This is a genomic window from Albidovulum marisflavi, from assembly GCF_025751435.1.
Taxonomy (GTDB): Bacteria; Pseudomonadota; Alphaproteobacteria; order Rhodobacterales; family Rhodobacteraceae; genus Albidovulum; species Albidovulum marisflavi.
In genome coordinates this window covers 207,647-226,827 of sequence record NZ_JAOWKY010000004.1, presented here as the reverse complement: position 1 = coordinate 226,827, position 19,181 = coordinate 207,647, and the positions used below count along the sequence as shown (strand labels likewise).

Here is a 19,181-nt window from a genome sequence, read left to right as displayed (position 1 = left end):
GTCTATAGCCGGGCAATTGGACAGTTTCAACGGCGCAGCGCAACAGCTGCATTCTTTTTCTGCGGCCGTCATTCGAAAAGGCGCATTAACTGGTATTGGCAGCGCGACACAGTCACAGTGCCGATTGCTCTGCTGACAGAAAAATGCCGCAATTGGCTTCGAATGAGTTCTGGCCCAAAACAATGATTCCGAAGATGCCCGCAATAGCTATCATGCCCCGCCTTTCTCATGACCGCACGGCAAAGTCCGTCAGCGCCGCGCGTTGCAGGGGCAATCTGCAACGGGCCTTGCTTGGCGGTTGCGCCTTGCTCGTGCTGGCTTCCTGCGGCGGTAGCGGTGAGGATGGCGGAACGACCGACTATTCCGTCGACACCCCCGTTGGAGCGGATTCCGGGGGCAGCGGAATCCTTGGGTCCTACTACGTATCTACCTTCGCCCCATACGAGGCGCTGGCGGCGCAGCTTCGCAGTTCCGCGCTTTATGCGGTCCAGCAGGTAAGATGGAGCTTCAGCGGCGCGGGAACCAGCTTCGACAGTTTTGCTCCGGCCTCGGCAAGGGTCGAATACGCGCACGCCGCGGGTCTGACCGGAAAGGGACAGGTGATCTCGATCGTCGACGCGGGATTCCTGACGACCCACGAAACCATCGCCGACAGCATCGTCAACACGCAGGGCAACCTGCCGGTGCACAGCCACGGGACCGGGGTCGCATCGGTCGCGGCGGGGTACTCGGACACAATGGTCGGTGTTGCGCCCAACGCGTCTCTTGCCCTGGGCGCCTACGGCACGACCAGTTCGCTTACCAACGCCACCAACGCCGCGCGCAACCTTGGCGCCGTCGTCCAGAACAACTCCTGGGGCTTCGTCGATCCGGTCAATGGCGGGACGCTTTATGTCAGCGCCGACAGCTTTCAGACCGTCTTTGGGACCGGGAATACCTATTCCGCCGCGCTGGAAAGCTATGCGGCCGATGGCGTCGTGGTTTTCGCCGTCTCGAATGACACCTCGGACACGAATTCGGGGCTGATGGAGGCGCTTCCGCTTCTGATGCCACAACTGGAATCGGGGTGGCTTGCTGTCGGCAACGCGGTTCCCGACTTCGATGCGTCCGGCATCAATTCGGTTCAGCTCATCTCATCGGCCTGTCACGAAGCCGCGGCTTGGTGCCTGCTGGCCGATGGAAGCTGGATGTCGGCCTCAGGCACGGCGGATGACGCCTACAGGTTCGCGACCGGATCCTCCTTTGCCGCGCCGCAGGTGTCGGGCGCACTGGCGCTTCTGGCCGAAGCGTTTCCGACGCTGACCCCGCATGACCTGCGGCTCAGGCTGTTGGCCTCGGCAGACAACAGCTTCTTCTCGCCGACCGATTGGCTGGAAATCGAGAGCGGCCTGAAGCACGGATATGACGAAACCTACGGCCACGGCTTTCTGGACATCCGCGCCGCGCTGCTGCCAATCGGCACGCCCCGCGTCACGCTGTCCAACGGGGATGTGGTGATGCTCGATCAGCCCGCGGTCGTCTCGGGTTCGGCTTTCGGCGATGCGGTGACACGCGGCCTTGCGGCCGTCGACATCTCGGCAACCGACAGTCTGAGCGCCGAGTTCCGCACCTCTGGCGCCACGCTGGCCGCAACTGCGGGGCTGCCCGAACTGGGCACCACACGACTGGCCCGGGCCTTTTCCACCGGGCTTGAAACGCGGCGCGTTGCAAGGACAGGCGGCATTTCCGAGCCGTTCGAAGCGCTGCCGGGCCGCACGCTGGCTGCAAGCCTGCCGGGCGATGGCCTTTCGACCTCGGTTCTCGTGCCCGAGGGGGGCGCGGGCGACTATGGGCTCAGCGTGTCGACCGCTCTCTCCAGCGGCTCCTCGCGGCTGGACCTGGGCCTGAAGGTCGCGCGCGATCAGGGCACTGTTCTGGGACTTGGCGACGACAGCGCGGGAAGCGACCTTTTCGCGGTCCAGCTTGCTCTGTCCCAAGATCTGGCGGGCGACGGCTTCCTGTCGCTGACCGGAGAGGTCGGGTTGGCTGATCTTCAGGGGGCTGACATCTTCTCGGGCGTGTCGACGGCAAGCTTCAACAGCCTTGGTGTAGAGGTCGGCACACGCAATGTCGCGGCCAACGGCGACCGCCTGGCCTTCGGTGCGAAACTGCCGATGGCGGTGACCTCGGGCCGCGCGGTAGCCGTCCTGCCCGTAACCCGCGCCGCGGGTTCGACCAGCCACGAAGCGATCGCCATCGACCTGGCGCCCGAGGCGCGGCAGATGGACTTCGCTGTCAGCTACCAGCGGCCCTTTGGTGACAATCTGGAACTCATGCTTGAGTTCGTGCACTCGCAGAACCAGGGGAACCGCGCGAACGCGCAGGACTCCGCGGCGATCGTCGCTCTGACCTGGGCGTTCTGAAGACAGCCGCTTCGGACAAATCCCGCAACGGCTCAGGCGAACAACTCGTGGCAGAACTCAAGCGCGTCGACCAGCCGATCCACTTCCTCGGTCGTGTTGTAAAGTCCGAATGAGGCGCGGCAGGTCGCGCCCACGCCCAGATGTTCCAGCAGCGGCATCGCGCAGTGGGTTCCCGCACGGACCGCGATGCCCTTCTTGTCGAGCACGGTCGAAATGTCATGCGCGTGGGCGGCCCCCTCTAACGTGAAGGAAAAGATCGCCCCCCTGCCCGGCGCGTGCCCCTGAATGTTCAGCCAATTCAGACCCTTGAACCTTGCCACCGCGTAGTCCCGCAGCGTGGTTTCGTGCGCGGCGACATTTTCCATGCCAAGATCCATCAGGTATTCAAGGGCCACGCCCATGCCGATCTGCTGGACGATGCCGGGTGTTCCAGCTTCGAACTTCATCGGCGGCGCGTTGTAGGATACCGCGTCGCGCGACACCTCGCGTATCATGTCGCCGCCACCAAGGAAGGGGCGCATCTCGGCCATGCGCTCCTTCGAAATCCAGATCGCGCCGGAACCGGACGGTCCGTAAAGCTTGTGTCCCGTGATCGCATAGAAGTCGCAGCCGATATCCGGGATCGAGACCGGCCGGTGCACCGCGCCCTGGCTGCCGTCGACCAGCACGGGAACGCCCTTGGCCTTGGCGCCGCGGCAGATCGCGGCCACGTCGACCAGGGTTCCCGTCACGTTAGACATCTGCGTAACCGCAACTAGCCTGGTCCGGGGACCAATCGCAGCGATCACCTTTTCCGGGTCCAGCGACATGTCGGGTTCAGGTTCGACCCACTTCAGCACCACCCCCTGCCGCTCGCGCAGGAAATGCCACGGGACGATGTTGGCGTGATGCTCAAGAACGCTCAGCACAATCTCGTCGCCCGCCTGCAGCCGCGGGGCCGCCCAGCCGTAAGAGACCAGGTTGATGCCCTCGGTCGTGCCGCTGGTAAAGACGATCTCTTCCGGGTCGGGCGCGCCCAGGAACCGCGCGACGATGCCGCGCACGGCCTCGTACTTGTCAGTTGCAAGGTTCGACAGGTAGTGAAGCCCCCGGTGGACGTTTGCGTATTCAAGTTCGTAGGCACGAGTCATCGCGTCGATGACAACCTTCGGCTTTTGTGCCGAGGCGCCATTGTCGAGGTAAACCAGCGGCTTGCCGTTCACTTCCCGAGAAAGGATCGGAAAATCCGCGCGAACGCGCGCTACATCATACATTGTCTAGCTCCCCATACCGGGTGGGAATATGCCAAGCATCGAAAACAGCAGGGCGAAGACGATGGCAAGGAAGACAAGGCTTCCGATGACACCGAAGAAGGCTGCAAGCGCGCTCTTGAACCCATGCAGAACACAGATGAAGTGCGACAGCATCCAGAAAAACAGGCCGACCGATCCGATCGCGATAAGACCGGACAGGACCGGAGCCACGGGAAACAGGATGATCTGAACCACCTGCGGCGCCAAGAGGACACCCTGAATCCAGACAACCATCACAAGAGCGTCCTCGAACACGCCCTTGCCGCCGAAAAGCGTGCCGATCCAGGTCACGGCAAGCGCGAGGATGGACATGCTCAGCGCCTGGATCGGCAAGCCAAGCCAGACGTCGCTCCAGACCCGCTCCCACGGTTGGACCTCGTCAACGGGAACTGTCGCCAACATCAGGTTGGTGAACAGGATCGTCAGCACCGAGACAAGGAACAGCCCAAGCCACCGCGCCTCCATCGGCAGGTCAAGCGCAAGCAGACGTTCCGCCGCGCGGCGCGGTTCCCGGAAGGTCGCCCAAAAAAGATCGGCAAGATTACCGGCCTGCGTCATGCGCGCTCTCCGAACTCCGACTGGGCCAGACCTGCGATCCAGAACCACATGAACAAGACAAACACGACGATCCCAGTGGCAGTCAGTGCCGGGCCGGGGCCGACAAAGGCATCGACCAGCCCCTGGAGAAGGACAAGAGGTGCGATTGCCAGCAGCGCCCAGAACAGCGCAATGCGCGCCCCGAACCAGTCGCCGCGCCCACCTGCCGCTCTTGCGGCCAGCCCGCCAAGCGCGGCCAGGCCGTAGAAGACGGGAAGCAACGCGCCAAGCGCCAGTGCCATCGCCATGACCCGCTGACTGAGCGGCGAGGCCGGATCGACGAAGGCGTCCCGGCTCATCGCCGGGGCTCGCGCCACCAGGAAAAGCACTAGCGCCGCCAGAAGATAGGCCAGCGGTCTTGCCTCATGCCGTTCGCCCGCCAGAAGCCGCGCGACGACACGCCGCGGGCCGCGATAGGTCGCGACGATATCGTCCGTGACAGCCATCATCCACGCCTGCGCGCCAGCCAGCCTTCAAGCCGGGCGACGATGTCGGCAGCGATGTCGGCATCGTCGATCTCGGCGATCGCGTCCGCAAGGAAGGACAGGATCAGAAGCGTCTTGGCATCCTCAATGGGAATCCCGCGCGACCGCAGATAGAACAGCGCCGTTTCGTCGATCGCGCCGGTCGTCGAGCCGTGAGAACACTTCACGTCGTCGGCATAGATTTCCAGCTCCGGCTTGGCCAGGAACTGGCTGTCGTCGTCCAGCAGAAGCGACTGGCTGATCTGATAGCCATCGGTCTTCTGCGCGGCCGGCTTGACAAGGATCTTGCCCTGGAACACGCCCGTCGCGCCGTTCTTCAGTACCTTCTTGAAGACCTGCCGGCTTTCGCAGGCGACAGCGTCATGCGTGACAAAGACGGTGTCGTCGTGGTGATACTTGCCGTCCTTGCCGTCACCAAGCGCGGCACCCGCGACATGCGCGACAGCGTTGTCCCCGACGATTTCGATCACCGCCTCATTACGGGTCAAGGCACCGTTCACGGTCAGGGTGAAGGACTTGAACAGGGCCTCGCGCCCGACACGCGCGAAGACGTGGGTCACGGCGCGGCGGGCGTGGTCCCTGCCCTGCGCGCGGACATGGTGGAAGCGGCCACCTTCGGCCACGTCCACCTCAAGCACCTTGTTGAAACGCGCGGCCGCCGGGCCGGTTTCCAGAAGCGTCAGTTCCGCGCCGGGCTCGACCCGGATGCAGTGGTGCACGATCGCGTCCGAAAAATCACCGCTGTGGTTGTAATAGATGTGCAGTGGCTTCTCGGCCTTGCCGGTCACGCGGATCAGCACGCCATCGGTCGCGGCCGCGGTGTTCAGCGCCGCGAAGGGTCGGGCGACCGGCATCTGGCCGCGCGCTTCCAGAACGCCATAAAGATCCCGTGCCCAGTGAATGTCGGCCCGGTCGGCCTCGGCCAGACGATGGATCTCGACCCCAGCCAGCGCCAGATCGTCGGATGCTTCCGAATCGAAAACGCCGTCGGTGAAAACCAGGCTGACGCGATCCCGATTGGCGAACAGAAGCGGTTCGATCAGCGGCAGCGCCGGCGCCGCAGTCGGCTCATGCGCATTCAGGGCGGTCGGGTCGGTGAACTTCCAGTATTCGTCGCGGCGCACGGGCAATCCCATCGCCCGCAACCGCTTGAGGGCATCCGCCCGGGCAGGTCCGGTGAAGCCACCCTTGGGAAGTTCAAGCGCGGCAATGCGCGCGTCGGTCGCGTCCACCCTGCGGGCGTCCTTTGTCAACAGCGCAGTCATCAGGCAAGCTCCGCCACGATGTCTGCATAGCCGTTCTTCTCGACCTCAAGCGCAAGCTCCGGTCCGCCTGTCTTCACGATCCGGCCGTCCGCCATGATGTGCACGACGTCGGGTTTGATGTGATCAAGCAAGCGCTGGTAGTGCGTGATGACAAGGAAGGCGCGGCTTGGGTCGCGCAGTGCGTTTACGCCCTCGGCCACCAGCTTCATCGCATCGACGTCAAGGCCGGAGTCGGTTTCGTCCAGGATGCACATGCGCGGCTCCAACATCGCCATCTGCAGGATTTCGTTGCGCTTCTTTTCGCCGCCCGAAAAGCCCACGTTGACGGGACGCTTGAGCATCTCGGCATCGATCTTCAGCGTCTTGGCCTTCTCGCGTACGGCCTTGAGGAATTCGCCGGCCGAAAGCTCCTCTTCGCCGCGTGCCTTGCGTTGGGCGTTCACCGCGGTGCGCAGAAACGTCATGTTGCCGACGCCCGGGATTTCGACCGGGTACTGGAACGCAAGGAAAAGGCCGGCGGCGGCGCGTTCCTCCGGCTCCATTTCAAGCAGTTCTTCTCCGTCAAGCGTGGCTCCGCCCTCTGTCACGGCATAGCCATCGCGACCGGACAGCACATAGGACAGGGTCGACTTGCCCGACCCGTTCGGCCCCATGATCGCGTGAACCTTTCCGGCCTCGACCGTCAGGTTCACCCCCTTGAGAATGGGTTTGCCCTCTTCTTCAAGCTCGACGTGCAGGTTCTTGATCTCTAGCATGTTTTCCTCGTCTCAAATGGCAAGGGCGGCCAGCGGGCAACACGCCCGGGCCGCCAGGATTTCGATTTTCGGTGGTGTCAGCCGGTCGGCGTCAGAACATAGTCCGCGCCCTGCGCGGCCATCGTTTGCGCGTATTCCGGCGAAAACATCAGCGCCCAGAACTCGGTCGCATTGGCGGCCACGGCCGCCTCGCCGAAGTACATGATCGCGCAGCCCGTCAGCAGCGCGGGAACCCGGCCCTTTCCGTAAAGGCCGAAGAACGCCATGAAGAAGGCCAGAAGGATCGCGACGATCAACGCGACTCCACGCCCCTGAAGGTCGTAGAACGCTTCCGGCAGGCCTTCGAACTGCGAAAGGTGAAAATACCCCAGCCGTCCGGCCAGCATCGCCAGCGCCCCCAGAAAGACCGCGATCACCAGCACAACGCCATTGCGCGCGGAGTCCCGGTTGCGACGGGCGGCCGGGCCATACTTGTGCTCGAACTTCTTCTGGAACTTGCGACCGATCACGTCCTCGGGCTCGATCTGCTTGCCCTTGTCGATCCGCTTCAGACGTTCGGTGAAAACAGCCCTTTGATCCATCGTCCAGATCTCCTCGCGCGCGCGAAGCGCCTGTATGCGCTTTGGGGTCTAGACGGGATTCGTGGCCGAAATCGGAGCGCAACGATGCGAAATTCGCGACAGTGACGCCATGGAATTGCCACAAAGCCGGACGCGCAGGCACTGCCACGCGCTTCCCTTCAGGGCATTCCACCCCGCAATCTTTCCGCTTCGCTTCAACCCGCCCCATGCGCATCACCCTTCCAGCGCGACCGCCGTGCCGGAGGCCGAAACCATCAGCATGTTGTTGATGACCTCGTAATCCAGATCGACGCCGACGACAGCGTTGGCGCCCATGTTCTCGGCCCGCTCCTCCATCTCGCGCAGCGCGGTTTCGCGCGCCCGCCCAAGCTCCTGTTCGTACGCGGCCGAGCGCCCGCCGACCACATCGCGCACCGCCGCGAAAAGATCGCGGAAGATGTTGGCGCCCAGAATAGCTTCGCCGGTAACGATGCCGTGGTAGGTCTTGATCTTGCGTCCCTCCACGGAGGGGGTTGTGGTGATGATCATGCCTTCGCCCTCATTTTCCGTTCAGGATGACGCCGCTGACGACGCGGCGCACGAAAGGCGCCATTGCGTCCGGGCCAGAGGCGCGGTCCTTCAGGTGGATCGAAATGTCGGGCCGGATCGCGGCTATGATCCCGACAAGATCGCCACGGATGTCGTCGGGCAGGCCCGCACCCATGATAACGCAAGCAATCTCCGGCTCGGTCTCAAGCTGGCGCACGACCTCGCCATGGTCATGCGCGCCCAGCCAGCGGATTGGCAGATCCTCCAACTCGTCGGCAAGATGACCGACGATGCCGGGCAATTTGCCGATCAGAAGGACGACCGGCTTCATCCCACGCTTCCTTCAAGCGAGATCGCCACAAGGCTTTGCGCCTCCATGGCGAATTCCATGGGCAGCGCCTGCAACACCTCGCGGCAGAAGCCGTTCACCACCAGCGCCACAGCCTCTTCCTCGTCCATCCCGCGCGAGCGGCAGTAGAAGAGCTGGTCGTCATCCACCTTCGATGTCGTCGCCTCATGCTCCACGCGGGAGGAGTTGTTTTTGACCTCGATATAGGGAACCGTGTGCGCCCCGCACTTGTCCCCGATCAGAAGGCTGTCGCATTGCGTGTAGTTGCGGCTGTTCTTGGCCTTGGGGTGCATGGACACCAGACCACGATAGGTATTCTGAGCCTTGCCCGCCGAAATCCCTTTCGACACGATGCGCGACCGCGAATTCTTGCCGAGGTGGATCATCTTTGTGCCGGTGTCAGCCTGCTGCATGTTGTTGGCAATGGCGATCGAGTAGAATTCGCCCGACGTGTCATCGCCCCGCAGGATGCAGGACGGATACTTCCAGGTGATAGCCGATCCGGTTTCCACCTGCGTCCACATGACCTTCGCGCGGTCTCCCCGGCAATCGGCACGTTTGGTGACGAAGTTGTAGATGCCGCCCTTGCCTTCCTCGTCGCCCGGGAACCAGTTCTGAACGGTCGAGTATTTGACCTCGGCGTCTTCAAGGATCACGATCTCGACGACGGCGGCGTGCAGCTGCGCCGTGTCGCGCTTGGGCGCGGTGCAGCCCTCAAGGTAGCTCACGTAGCTGCCCTTGTCGGCGATGATCAGCGTCCGTTCGAATTGCCCCGTATTTTCCGCGTTGATGCGGAAATAGGTCGAAAGCTCCATCGGGCAGCGCGTGTTCGGCGGGATGTAAACGAACGACCCGTCCGAAAAGACCGCCGAATTAAGCGTCGCAAAAAAGTTGTCGGACTGCGGCACGACCGAGCCCAGGTACTTCTGCACCAGTTCCGGATGTTCCCGGATCGCTTCGGAGATCGAGCAGAAGATGACGCCCGCCTTCTTCAGCTCATCCTTGAAGGTCGTGCCAAGGCTCACGCTGTCAAAGACCGCGTCCACGGCGACCTTGCGACCCTCGGCAGGAGCCTCGGCACCTTCCACGCCCGCAAGAATCATCTGTTCTTTCAGCGGGATGCCAAGCTTTTCGTAAGTCGCCAGAAGCTTCGGGTCGACATCGTCCAGCGACTTCGGCTTCTCGGCCATGCTCTTTGGCTTGGCGTAGTAATACTGCGACTGGTAGTCGATCTCGGGATAGTTGAGCATGGCCCAACGCGGCTCTTCCATCTCTTTCCAGCGGCGGAAGGCGGCAAGGCGCCATTCGGTCATCCACTCGGGTTCACCGTTCTTGGACGAGATCAGCCGCACGATATCCTCGTTCACGCCGATCGGCGCGAATTCCATTTCGATGTCGGTTTCCCAGCCGTACTTGTAGGCGCCCATGTTCTGGACCGTCTCGACCGTCTCCCGGTCCACGCCCTCGCGGACTTCCAGCGTTTCGGTGGCTTGGTCCTGTGTGGTATCCATGATATTTTCCCGTTCGATTTCCATGTGTTCCGCGCCTTTCTTCAAGCAGCTCTCGCGCGTTGACGCGCGCGTGCCGCGATCCAGGCCTCCGCGAAACGGTCGACCTCATCCATTGTCGTCGTCACCCCGATCGAAACCCGGATCGCCGAGGCGGCCGCGGTTTCGTCATATCCCATCGCCTGCAGCACGCGGCTTGCCCGGACCTTGCCGGACGAACATGCGGACCCAGCCGAAACGGCGAAGCCGGCAAGGTCCATCTGCATGACCTGCGTTTCGCCCTTCCAGCCCGCAGTCACAAGGCAGGTCGTGTTCGGCAACCGCCGCGCGTCTCGGCCCGCAACCACGGTCTCGGGCGAGCTTTCGCAGATCCGCTGCTCCAACCGGTCACGCAGCACCGCAACCTGTTCCCATCTCCCGGCATCCTGGTCCGCCAGAGCCGCCGCCGCGGCTGCGCCGAAACCGGCGATGCCCGCGACATTCTCGGTCCCCGACCGCCGGCCCTTTTCCTGCCCGCCGCCCAAGCTGAGCGGCGTGATGTCCAGGCCATCCCTCACGATCAATGCGCCCACGCCCTTGGGGCCTCCGACCTTGTGCGCCGAAAGGATCGCGAAGTCGGCCCCCGACCACGAAAAGGCAAATGGTATACGGCCCACAGCCTGCACGACATCCAGAAGCAGGAAATCGGCGCGGCGCGCGCCGTATTCCCAACCGTCCGCCCCCTTTGCCCCAGGCTCGGTCACCACGCCCGTCTCACTGTTCGCAAGCCCCATGGCCAGCGTATGCCCGTCCGGCCTTGCCCCGCCCATGCGCCAATGCGCCAACAGGCAATCGTGCGCGGTCGGGTCTACCAAGACATCGTGACCATCGGGCAGGTTTGCAAGTACGGCGGCAGCCTCGGTCGCACCGGACGTGAAAACCACTTCCACCGGGTTGCAGCCGGCCAGCAGTGCGACCTGCTCTCGCGCCTTTTCCACAAGGGCCTTGGCCGCGCGCCCCTCGGCATGAACCGACGACGGGTTGCCGACCGCATCCAACGCCGACAGAACGGCCTCGCGCGCCTCGGGCCTGATCGGCGCGGTAGCGTTCCAGTCCAGGTAGACCCGCCCCGTCATGGCTGCAGCCCCCTTGGCAGGGCACTCAGTCCACCGTGTGTTCGACGCGTGCTCATTCGTCCACCATCTGGAACAACGCGGGTACGGCGGGACAGGGTTTCATCCCGTTCTCGATGACGTCCGACAACCTCGTCTGGTGCAGGAAGACATAGACGTGCGCAGACAGGCTTTCCCATAGCCGGTTGGTCATGGATTGCGCGCGGCTTCCCGACACCCCGCCCGAGGCCCCTGCACCGGTGTGCATGGCGCTGACCGTCTCATCCACCGCCTGCAACACCTCACTGACACGAATGTCCTCGGCAGCGCGCGCCAGTCGATAGCCGCCCCCCGGCCCCCGCACGGATTCGACCAGTCCCGCGCGGCGCAGCTTGACGAAAAGCTGCTCGAGATACGGAAGCGATATGTCCTGCCGTTTCGATATCTCTGACAAAGAGGTCATCTGATCTTCCCGAGCGGTCGCAAGGTCGGCAAGCGCGACCATCGCATAACGACCTTTCGTCGAGAGTTTCATGCATCCACCCCAAGAAGACACCGCAAAGACGTTGACGCCGGACGAATGGGGCCTTAACTCCAATTCACCCGGTTACCGGCCTCACGCCGGTACTTAGAACAATTCTAGGGTGCCTGAGAAAAATCGTCAAGAATGGCTTGGCCGTTTTTGATCAATCGGGTTCCCTCGTTGGAAAGCAGGCGAAGAACGCGATGCCCGAAGTCATTTTCCCCGGCCCCGAGGGCCGCCTGGAAGGACGCTATCACCCGCAGAAATCCCCCGACGCACCGATCGCCATCATCCTGCACCCGCACCCCCAGTTCGGCGGCACGATGAACAACCGCGTGGTGCACCGGCTTCACTATGCCTTCCACGAGATCGGCTTTACTGTCCTGCGCTTCAACTTCCGCGGCGTGGGGCGCAGCCAGGGCGAATACGATCAGGGCATCGGCGAGCTTTCGGATGCGGCCTCGGCGCTTGATTACCTTCAGGCGATGAACCCCAACTCCAAGCACTGCTGGGTCGCGGGCTTTTCCTTCGGCGCCTGGATCGGAATGCAGCTGCTGATGCGGCGGCCCGAGATCACGGGATTCATCTCGGTATCGCCCCCTGCGAACATGTATGACTTTTCGTTCCTTGCCCCCTGCCCGGCTTCCGGCCTGATCATCAACGGCACGGCCGACCGCGTCGCGCCGCCCAAGGACACCGCGTCACTGGTGGGCAAGCTGCGCGAGCAGAAGGGCATCACCATCTCTCACTCCGAGGTCGAGGGCGCCGGCCACTTCTTCGAGAACGAGGAAGAGCACATGACCCCGATGATCCAGACGGTTCAGGACTATGTCGTCCGCCGCCTGAACGAAGGCACGCGCTAAGCATGGGCGTGGTCGAGGATCTGGGCGACGATCTGGCGCGGCAGACGCTAGAAGCAATGGAAGAGATCGGCGATGATCGCTTCTATTACGAGGTCGCAAAGGTCGTCGGCGCCTCCTCTCCGACTCTGCAGGAAGCCTTTCTGACCTCGATGCGGATCAGGCTTGCGGCGGCGCGCGGCCAGAAGTTCTTGGAAGAGACGCTGCGCAGCAAGCGGGGCGGCTAGACGGCCCTCACACGCGCCGCCGCGGCGGGATTGTCCGCGCTGACATTCTGGTCTGTGGCAAAGCAGCTGCGCACCATCCAACGCGTCAGGCTCTGCGCCAAGGCTGCGTCGCCGATCAGCTTTATCCGTCCGGCGCCGATCTCGGTCTCGAAACGGCTATGTCCCATCCAGGCAGATGTGAAGTCCCGCAGGCTTGCCACGATGTAAAGATCGACATCGAACTTCGGACCAATCGAACACAGGTCGGTTTCCTGCCCGGGCCGCATGATGAGCCAGTACTTGGCCGCGCTGCCGTCGTCCCTATCCAGCAGAAACTCGACCACGGTGCGCCTCTGAGGCAATAGCGTGCGCACGATCTTGCGGCGCACGTTCCACATCAGCATCCTGTCGTCCAGCCGATCCAGCGCGACCCTCGAGTCAAGATGCCGATGCGCCCAATGGCCAAGCTCATTGATGATGGGCAAAAGCTCCTGCGACTTGGTGGTCAAAAGGTAATGCGCCTTCTGCGTCCCCGGCACGTCCTCGCGCATGATCAAACCGGCCGCCTCCATCCCGCGCAGGCGTCGGGACAGCAGTGAAGGCGACATGCCCGGAACGCCGCGCTGGATGTCGGCAAAGTTTCTCGACCCCGATCCCATTTCGCAAAGGATCAGCATCGTCCAGCGCGGCTCAAGCAGCTCCGCCGCCATCGCCGTCGGACAGAACAGGTTGTAGCTCTGGTTGGCCATGGCTCCCCCCGGTACACCGGTCATCCTGCGCCTTCAGCACGCCCGCGTCCACTTCAGAAAGTGTAGCAAATACTACAGTCGCTGCACTGGCCGGTTATGAACGCGATCTGCGATGTCGTCCTCACACAACAGCAAAGGAGAATGACATGCCACTGATTGATATCGAAGTGATCCAGGGCGTTTTCAGTGACGAGAAGAAGCGCGCCATGATCTCGAAGGTGACCGATGCAATGGTCTCGGTTGAGGGCGAGGCGATGCGCGGCGTTACTTGGGTGCGCATCAAGGAGGTCAAAAGCGGTGACTGGGCCATCGGCGGCCAACCTCTTAGCGCTGCTGATGTCCTGAAGCTGGCAGCGGAATAGGCCATCCGGAGTCTCGGGGCTCGCCCGGCCGGTCCCGCTCGTCTATCACGGACGGGCGGGACGAGTCGGGGGGCCTTGGAAATGAACGTGAACGCCAAGCACGCGGATGAGCGGCGCCTTGACGCCCAGTTCGCCTTTCTTCTGGAAGCCGACCGCCTGAAACAGGTGATCCGCGCTACGACGCTTGCCGACGGCTCACGGCACGAAAATTCCGGTGAGCACAGCTGGCACCTGGCGCTTTATGCGCTAGCACTGGCGGATCAGGCGGGCCCCGGGGTCAGCATCGACCGAGTGATCCGCATGCTGATCCTGCACGACCTGGTCGAAATCGACGTGGGCGACGTGCCAATCCATTCCGCGAACGGCACCGCGCACGGTTCGGCCCAGGTCACAGCGGCAGAGGCCAAGGCCGCCGATCGGATATTCGGACTTCTGCCGACCGATATTGGCGCCGATCTCCGTGCCTTGTGGGAAGAGTTCGAAGCGGCCGAAACACCCGATGCCGTCTTCGCCAAGGCGCTCGACCGGGTTCAACCCGTGCTGCACAACATCGCCGCCGGCGGTGGCAGCTGGAAAGACTACAACGTCACCTTCGATCAGCTCGACGCCAGGGTGGGCCAAAAGGTCGCGCGCGGCGCGCCGGCGGTCTGGACATATGTCCGCAAGCGCGCCAGGGGTTTCTTCGACCAGCTCTAAGCACCGCCAGCGCCCGGACCGGCCGGGAAGCGGAAGGCTTCGCCCAGTCGCGAAGCATTCAGCGCCAACCAGTGCGCAGCGGAACACCAATTCCGCCGCGCAAATCGATTGCGTCTAGTTCTTGACGAACAGCTTTCGCTCGACCGTACACAAAGGCTGGGCCGGACCGCTTTCCGTGATCACGATGGTCTCGGTCGTTTCCAGCCCCCAGCTTTCCATCCATAGGGCGGGCATGAAATGGAAGGTCATTCCGGGTTCCAGAACGGTTTCATCCTCTGACCGGATCGAGGCCGTGCGCTCGCCCCAGTCGGGCGGATAGGACAACCCGATCGGATACCCCATGCGCCCTTCACGGTGGATGCCGTGTTTCTTCAGGACCGCCATGAAGGCGTTTGCGATGTCACAGGTTCGGTTGCCCGCCCGCGCGGCGTCCAGTCCGGCTTCGATCCCCTCGATCTGGGCCTTTTCGGCGTCCAGCATCTCCCGCGGCGGTGTGCCAAGGAAAACCGTCCGGCAAAGGGGTGCATGGTAGCGGCGATAGCAGCCCGACAGCTCAAAGAAAGTGGCCTCGCCCTCGCGCATCTGCGCGCCGTTCCAGGTCAGATGCGCGGCCGTCGCATCGATACCCGAGGGCGTCAGAGGAACGATCGCTGGATAGTCGCCCCACAGGTCATCCACGCCGGTGATGCCCGCATGGAAAATATCCGCCACAAGGTCGTTCTTGCGCAGACCGGGCTCTGCCCGCTCGATGGCGGTCGTGATGACCTTGTCCGAAATTCTTGCCGCGTTGCGAATGAAGCCGATCTCTTCCTCGGACTTCACCAGCCGCTGCCAGTTCACCAGCGCGGTGGCTTCGACAAGGGTCGCCCCCGGCAGTTCGGCGGCCAGCACCGCGTGCGCCTTGGCCGAATAATAGTAGTTCTCCATCTCGACCCCGATCCGGGACATGTCGAGCCCCAGCCTGCGAATATGGCCGGCAAGGTCCTGCATGGGATGACGGACGGTGGACTGGACGAAATTGTCGGCATAGCCGTGGATGGAATCCGGCTGCATCCAGCAGGTGCGAAGCGCGCCGATGCTGTCCATGTAACGGCCCCACCAGATGGGGTCGCGATCAAGCGTTACCATCACGCCCTGATGGACATAGAAGGACCACCCGTCATAGCCGGTCAGCCAAGCCTGGTTCGAGGGATCGGTGACGAAAAGAAGATCAAGCCCGGCCTTTTCCATCGCGGCACGGGTCTTTGCCAGGCGGCGGGCATATTCGGCCGCGCTGAAGGGGACGTATTTTTCGGACATTCGAGCTAACGCTTTACCTTGGTTCATTTGTGCACAACACTATGTACGGGAAAGATTTTAGGCAATGGGATTTACACGTCCACTTGAGTTTCTGCGCCAGCCCAACGCAGATGTGCACAACGCACCTGAAAACACGTGCTTCTTCCGAGCGACACCAACAGGAACGACGGCGACTGTTCTGTGCAGGCCAAATCCTCCGATTGATCGGGCATGGCCGGCGGGGGTTATTTCGGCGCCCCTTGCCCCGCAAGCGTGGTCGTAGGGCAGAGCCCCGAGCAGGCGTCCTGGGCCCGGCTTTACCGCCCCTTTCCGCTTTTCTTCGGAGCCGAATCCCCTATGCTGGCGGCGAATGACAGGAAGGCCCGACATGATGCGATCCATCGACTACGGTAACCTCATGCATCGTGCCATGCGCGGGCTAATTATCGAGGTCTTGCGTCAGGTCGAAGAAGGTGGCCTTCCGGGCGAACACCACTTCTTCATCACCTTCGATACACGCCATCCCGACGCCGCGCTGGCCGACTGGTTGAAGCAGCGATATCCGGAAGAAATGACGGTGGTCATGCAGCACTGGTTCGACAACCTTCACGTCGACGATGAAGGCTTTGCCGTGACGCTGAACTTCGGCGACCAGCCGGAACCGCTTTACATCCCGTTCGACGCGATCCGCACCTTCGTTGATCCCTCTGTCGAATTTGGACTTCGCTTCGAAGCGCCGGCCGATGACGACGAGGACGAAGAAGAAGATGACGATGGGGGCGACGACGATCCCGCACCCTCGTCGGACCGCCAGGATGCCGAGATCGTCCGGCTGGATCGCTGGCGCAAGTAAGTCGAACGCGAATGACGCCCGGCCTTTTCGGCCGGGCCTTCCCAGGTCCCAAATAGCAGACTTCGCCATGTCGAAGGATCTTTCGCTGTTTCTTGGTCAGCTTCTGCGCAATCCGCGCGAAATCTCGGCGGTAGTGCCTTCGTCGCGCAGCCTTGCCGCAGCCATGGCCGCACCCCTTGCACCGGGCAATGGGCCTGTCGCCGAATTCGGCCCGGGCACCGGCAGGATCACGCGCGAGATCCTGGCGCGCGGCGTTCCGCCCCGTGATCTTGTACTCTACGAGATGAACGGCGCCTTCTGTAACCTTCTGCGGCTGAACTTTCCCGGCGTGAAGGTGCTGAACCGCCCCGCGCAGCAGGCCGCGCTGGATTTCAGGGGAAGCCTGGCGGCGGTGGTCAGCGGCCTGCCGCTTCTGTCGATCCCCGAGCCGGTTCAGCACGACATCCTTTCGGCCGCCTTCACCGCCTTGCGTCCCGGTGGCTGCCTGGTCCAGTTTACCTACGGAACGAAGCCGCCGGTGGCCGAAGAGGTGCGCCAGGCACTTGACATCGTCGCCTGGTCCGGCCGGCGCATCTGGCAAAATCTTCCGCCCGCGCGCGTCTACATCTACCGCCGCAGCGCAGAAATTTCCGTAGTCGCACGCTAACGGTCCGATTTCACATTTGAGACCAAGGCAGAAATCCTCTACTCAGGTCGCGAATTTTCCAGCACGGACCAGCAACATGACCGCGACCCGCACCGAGACCGACAGCTTCGGCCCGCTTGAAGTTCCCAGCGACAAGTACTGGGGGGCGCAGACTCAGCGCTCGATCATGAACTTTCCTATCGGCTGGGAAAAACAGCCCGTCGCGATCGTCAGGGCGCTTGGCGTGATCAAGAAGGCCTGCGCGTTGGTGAACGTCGCCCAAGGGGACATCGATCCGAAACTGGGCGAGGCGATCGCCGCAGCGGCGCAAGAGGTCATCGAGGGAAAGTTCGACGACAACTTCCCCCTGGTCGTCTGGCAGACCGGTTCGGGCACCCAGTCGAACATGAACGCGAATGAGGTCATCTCGAACCGCGCGATCGAGATGCTGGGCGGGGAAAAGGGCTCGAAAAAGCCTGTTCATCCGAACGACCACGTCAATATGGGCCAGTCTTCGAACGACACCTTTCCGACGGCGATGCATGTGGCCATCGGCATGATGGCGCGTGACGTTCTGCTGCCGGGACTGGAAAAACTGCACGGCGCTCTGGCCGCCAAGTCCGAAGAATTCAAGGACATCATCAAGATCGGACGCACGCACACGCAGGATGCGACCCCACTGACGCTGGGCCAGGAGTTCTCGGGCTACGCGAAGCAGGTGGAAAAGGGCATCGCGCGGGTCAAGGCGTGCCTGCCTGACATCTACGAACTGGCGCAGGGCGGCACTGCGGTCGGCACTGGGCTGAACACCAAGGTCGGCTGGGATACCCGCGTGGCCGCGCAAATCGCCGACATAACCGGCCTGCCCTTCGTGACCGCGCCGAACAAGTTCGAAGCTCTGGCGGCCCATGACGCGATGGTCATGTTTTCCGGCGCGCTCAAGACTGTGGCGGCGAGCCTCTTCAAGATCGCGAACGACCTGAGGCTTCTGGGATCGGGTCCGCGCTCGGGCCTGGGCGAGCTGATCCTGCCGGAGAACGAACCCGGTTCCTCGATCATGCCGGGCAAGGTCAACCCGACGCAGGCCGAAGCGCTGACCATGGTTTGCGCCCATGTCATGGGCAACGACGCGGCCATCGGGTTCGCCGGTTCGCAGGGTCATTTCGAACTGAACGTCTACAACCCGATGATGAGCTACAACGTGCTGCAGTCCATGCAACTGCTTGGGGATGCGGCTGGGTCCTTCACCGACAACATGGTCGTGGGCACGCAGGCCAACACCGCGCGCATCGAGAAGCTGATGAAGGAAAGCCTGATGCTGGTGACGGCTCTGGCGCCGACCATCGGCTACGACAACGCCACCAAGGTCGCCAAGACCGCGCACAAGAACGGCACGACGCTGAAGGAAGAGGCGATCGCACTCGGGTTCGTCGACGAAGAGACCTTCGACCGGGTGGTGCGCCCCGAGGACATGATCGGACCGAAGGGCTAATGGGCGAGGTCGTCAACCTTCGCATGGCAAAGAAGCAGGCGGCCCGAAAGGCCGCCCGCGCGAAGGGCGACACCAATGCCGCGAAGTTCGGCCGGACCAAGGCCGAACGCGATCTTCAATCGGCGCAGGCGGAACGGGAACGCACTCGTCTTGATGGCCACAAGCGGGATGGCAAGGACGATTGAGCATCCTTGCCGCCCGGTTCGCCACGACCTAGCATTTCCACATGTCGCGCCCAGTCAAACGCTCCCTTACGCTGCACGGCCACCGAACCTCGGTTTCGCTTGAGGAACCGTTCTGGCGCGCCTTCCGCCGGATTGCAGCCCGGCGCGGCGTGGGCCTGAACGCCTTGGCCGCGGAAATCGACGACGCCCGTGACGGCGACGCGGGCCTGGCGACCGCGATCCGCCTTTTCGTTCTGCAGGACCTGGAGGCGCAATTGGCCGCGCGTTCCTAACCCTCGGGGCCGGCGCGCTTCGCAGAGCTTAGCCAGCATGGCAGCGGGTCGCGCAGATCAGCCGCGAACAGTTCCACAAGCTCGCTTTTCGACAGGCGCCTTGGAACCGACGGTTCAACCGCAGGCGACACGCAGCGACCGGCGGGCACCGCGACACGTATGAAGGCGATCGGTTTTCCCTGCCGGCTATCCTGATCCGAACGCATCGAAAGCCCTCCTCGCTCAAG

24 protein-coding genes are annotated in these 19,181 nt (G+C 62.9%); 10 read left to right on the top strand and 14 right to left on the bottom strand.

All coding sequences use genetic code 11. The annotated features are described in order from the left end of the window. The first annotated feature begins 212 nt into the window (after positions 1-212). The gene (locus OEW28_RS15030) at positions 213-2,402 is read left to right on the top strand and encodes a S8 family peptidase (protein ID WP_263735611.1); all 2,190 of its coding nucleotides are present in this window, start codon (positions 213-215) and stop codon (positions 2,400-2,402) included. A gap of 32 nt (positions 2,403-2,434) precedes the next feature. Here the strand turns inward: OEW28_RS15030 and OEW28_RS15025 are convergent, their stop codons facing one another. The 11 genes from OEW28_RS15025 to iscR form a co-directional block, all read right to left on the bottom strand. Beyond that, positions 2,435-3,655, bottom strand: a complete 1,221-nt coding sequence (locus OEW28_RS15025; RefSeq protein ID WP_263735610.1) for a cysteine desulfurase — start codon at positions 3,653-3,655, stop codon at positions 2,435-2,437. A 3-nt stretch (positions 3,656-3,658) separates the two neighbouring features. Next, the gene (locus OEW28_RS15020; RefSeq protein WP_263735609.1) at positions 3,659-4,252 is read right to left on the bottom strand and encodes a Yip1 family protein; all 594 of its coding nucleotides are present in this window, start codon (positions 4,250-4,252) and stop codon (positions 3,659-3,661) included. Beyond that, entirely contained in the window at positions 4,249-4,737 is a 489-nt protein-coding gene (locus OEW28_RS15015) for a YIP1 family protein (RefSeq protein WP_263735608.1), read from the bottom strand. Before OEW28_RS15015 ends, OEW28_RS15020 begins: the two co-directional genes overlap by 4 nt. Continuing rightward, a complete protein-coding gene (locus OEW28_RS15010; RefSeq protein WP_263735607.1) occupies positions 4,737-6,041 on the bottom strand; it encodes a SufB/SufD family protein in 1,305 nt (434 codons plus the stop codon). The genes OEW28_RS15015 and OEW28_RS15010 overlap by 1 nt, the downstream gene beginning before the upstream one ends. Next, positions 6,041-6,796, bottom strand: a complete 756-nt coding sequence (gene sufC / locus OEW28_RS15005; protein ID WP_263735606.1) for a Fe-S cluster assembly ATPase SufC — start codon at positions 6,794-6,796, stop codon at positions 6,041-6,043. Before sufC ends, OEW28_RS15010 begins: the two co-directional genes overlap by 1 nt. Positions 6,797-6,873: 77 nt before the next feature. Next, the gene (locus OEW28_RS15000; RefSeq protein WP_263735605.1) at positions 6,874-7,377 is read right to left on the bottom strand and encodes a hypothetical protein; all 504 of its coding nucleotides are present in this window, start codon (positions 7,375-7,377) and stop codon (positions 6,874-6,876) included. Between the two features lie 213 nt (positions 7,378-7,590). Next, a complete protein-coding gene (locus OEW28_RS14995) occupies positions 7,591-7,905 on the bottom strand; it encodes a heavy metal-binding domain-containing protein (RefSeq protein ID WP_263735604.1) in 315 nt (104 codons plus the stop codon). Positions 7,906-7,915: 10 nt separating this feature from the next. Continuing rightward, a complete protein-coding gene (locus OEW28_RS14990) occupies positions 7,916-8,236 on the bottom strand; it encodes a hypothetical protein (protein WP_263735603.1) in 321 nt (106 codons plus the stop codon). Next, on the bottom strand, positions 8,233-9,765 hold the full coding sequence (sufB, locus tag OEW28_RS14985; RefSeq protein ID WP_263735602.1) for a Fe-S cluster assembly protein SufB: 1,533 nt from the start codon (positions 9,763-9,765) through the stop codon (positions 8,233-8,235). The genes OEW28_RS14990 and sufB overlap by 4 nt, the downstream gene beginning before the upstream one ends. Before the next feature lie 41 nt (positions 9,766-9,806). Next, positions 9,807-10,877: a cysteine desulfurase family protein gene (locus tag OEW28_RS14980; protein ID WP_263735601.1), complete on the bottom strand. Its 1,071-nt coding sequence runs from the start codon at positions 10,875-10,877 to the stop codon at positions 9,807-9,809. 52 nt (positions 10,878-10,929) lie between these two features. After that, positions 10,930-11,388 (bottom strand): Fe-S cluster assembly transcriptional regulator IscR, encoded by a 459-nt coding sequence (gene iscR, locus OEW28_RS14975; RefSeq protein ID WP_263735600.1) that lies wholly within the window; start codon positions 11,386-11,388, stop codon positions 10,930-10,932. A 191-nt stretch (positions 11,389-11,579) separates the two neighbouring features. Between iscR and OEW28_RS14970 the strand changes: the two genes are divergently transcribed. Then, complete coding sequence (locus OEW28_RS14970) at positions 11,580-12,239, top strand: alpha/beta hydrolase (RefSeq protein ID WP_263735599.1); 660 nt, start codon at positions 11,580-11,582, stop codon at positions 12,237-12,239. Positions 12,240-12,241: 2 nt separating this feature from the next. Next, complete coding sequence (locus tag OEW28_RS14965; RefSeq protein WP_263735598.1) at positions 12,242-12,463, top strand: hypothetical protein; 222 nt, start codon at positions 12,242-12,244, stop codon at positions 12,461-12,463. On the opposite strand, the gene OEW28_RS14960 is transcribed toward OEW28_RS14965, so the two are convergent. After that, positions 12,460-13,215 (bottom strand): winged helix-turn-helix transcriptional regulator, encoded by a 756-nt coding sequence (locus OEW28_RS14960; protein ID WP_263735597.1) that lies wholly within the window; start codon positions 13,213-13,215, stop codon positions 12,460-12,462. The genes OEW28_RS14965 and OEW28_RS14960 overlap by 4 nt on opposite strands. 122 nt (positions 13,216-13,337) lie before the next feature. Between OEW28_RS14960 and OEW28_RS14955 the strand changes: the two genes are divergently transcribed. Then, positions 13,338-13,553 carry a tautomerase family protein gene (locus OEW28_RS14955; protein WP_263735596.1) on the top strand — a complete coding sequence of 72 codons (216 nt, stop codon included), beginning with the start codon at positions 13,338-13,340 and terminating at the stop codon, positions 13,551-13,553. An 81-nt stretch (positions 13,554-13,634) separates the two neighbouring features. Further along, positions 13,635-14,249 (top strand): HD domain-containing protein, encoded by a 615-nt coding sequence (locus OEW28_RS14950; protein WP_263735595.1) that lies wholly within the window; start codon positions 13,635-13,637, stop codon positions 14,247-14,249. Between the two features lie 114 nt (positions 14,250-14,363). Here the strand turns inward: OEW28_RS14950 and OEW28_RS14945 are convergent, their stop codons facing one another. Next, entirely contained in the window at positions 14,364-15,548 is a 1,185-nt protein-coding gene (locus OEW28_RS14945; protein ID WP_263735594.1) for a M24 family metallopeptidase, read from the bottom strand. Positions 15,549-15,915: 367 nt separating this feature from the next. On the opposite strand from OEW28_RS14945, the gene OEW28_RS14940 reads away from it, so the two are divergent. From OEW28_RS14940 to OEW28_RS14920, 5 genes are all read left to right on the top strand, one after another. Beyond that, on the top strand, positions 15,916-16,380 hold the full coding sequence (locus OEW28_RS14940; RefSeq protein WP_263735774.1) for an SspB family protein: 465 nt from the start codon (positions 15,916-15,918) through the stop codon (positions 16,378-16,380). Positions 16,381-16,447: 67 nt separating this feature from the next. After that, positions 16,448-17,026 (top strand): class I SAM-dependent methyltransferase, encoded by a 579-nt coding sequence (locus OEW28_RS14935; RefSeq protein ID WP_263735593.1) that lies wholly within the window; start codon positions 16,448-16,450, stop codon positions 17,024-17,026. 76 nt (positions 17,027-17,102) lie between these two features. After that, the gene (gene fumC, locus OEW28_RS14930) at positions 17,103-18,497 is read left to right on the top strand and encodes a class II fumarate hydratase (RefSeq protein WP_263735592.1); all 1,395 of its coding nucleotides are present in this window, start codon (positions 17,103-17,105) and stop codon (positions 18,495-18,497) included. Then, positions 18,497-18,682, top strand: coding sequence for a DUF4169 family protein (locus tag OEW28_RS14925; protein WP_263735591.1), 186 nt, complete (start codon positions 18,497-18,499; stop codon positions 18,680-18,682). Before fumC ends, OEW28_RS14925 begins: the two co-directional genes overlap by 1 nt. A gap of 41 nt (positions 18,683-18,723) precedes the next feature. Then, positions 18,724-18,954, top strand: a complete 231-nt coding sequence (locus OEW28_RS14920) for a ribbon-helix-helix domain-containing protein (RefSeq protein WP_263735590.1) — start codon at positions 18,724-18,726, stop codon at positions 18,952-18,954. Here OEW28_RS14920 and OEW28_RS14915 read toward each other — a convergent pair. Further along, positions 18,951-19,160, bottom strand: coding sequence for a hypothetical protein (locus OEW28_RS14915; protein WP_263735589.1), 210 nt, complete (start codon positions 19,158-19,160; stop codon positions 18,951-18,953). The two genes, OEW28_RS14920 and OEW28_RS14915, sit on opposite strands and share 4 nt — an antisense overlap. Positions 19,161-19,181: the final 21 nt, after the last annotated feature.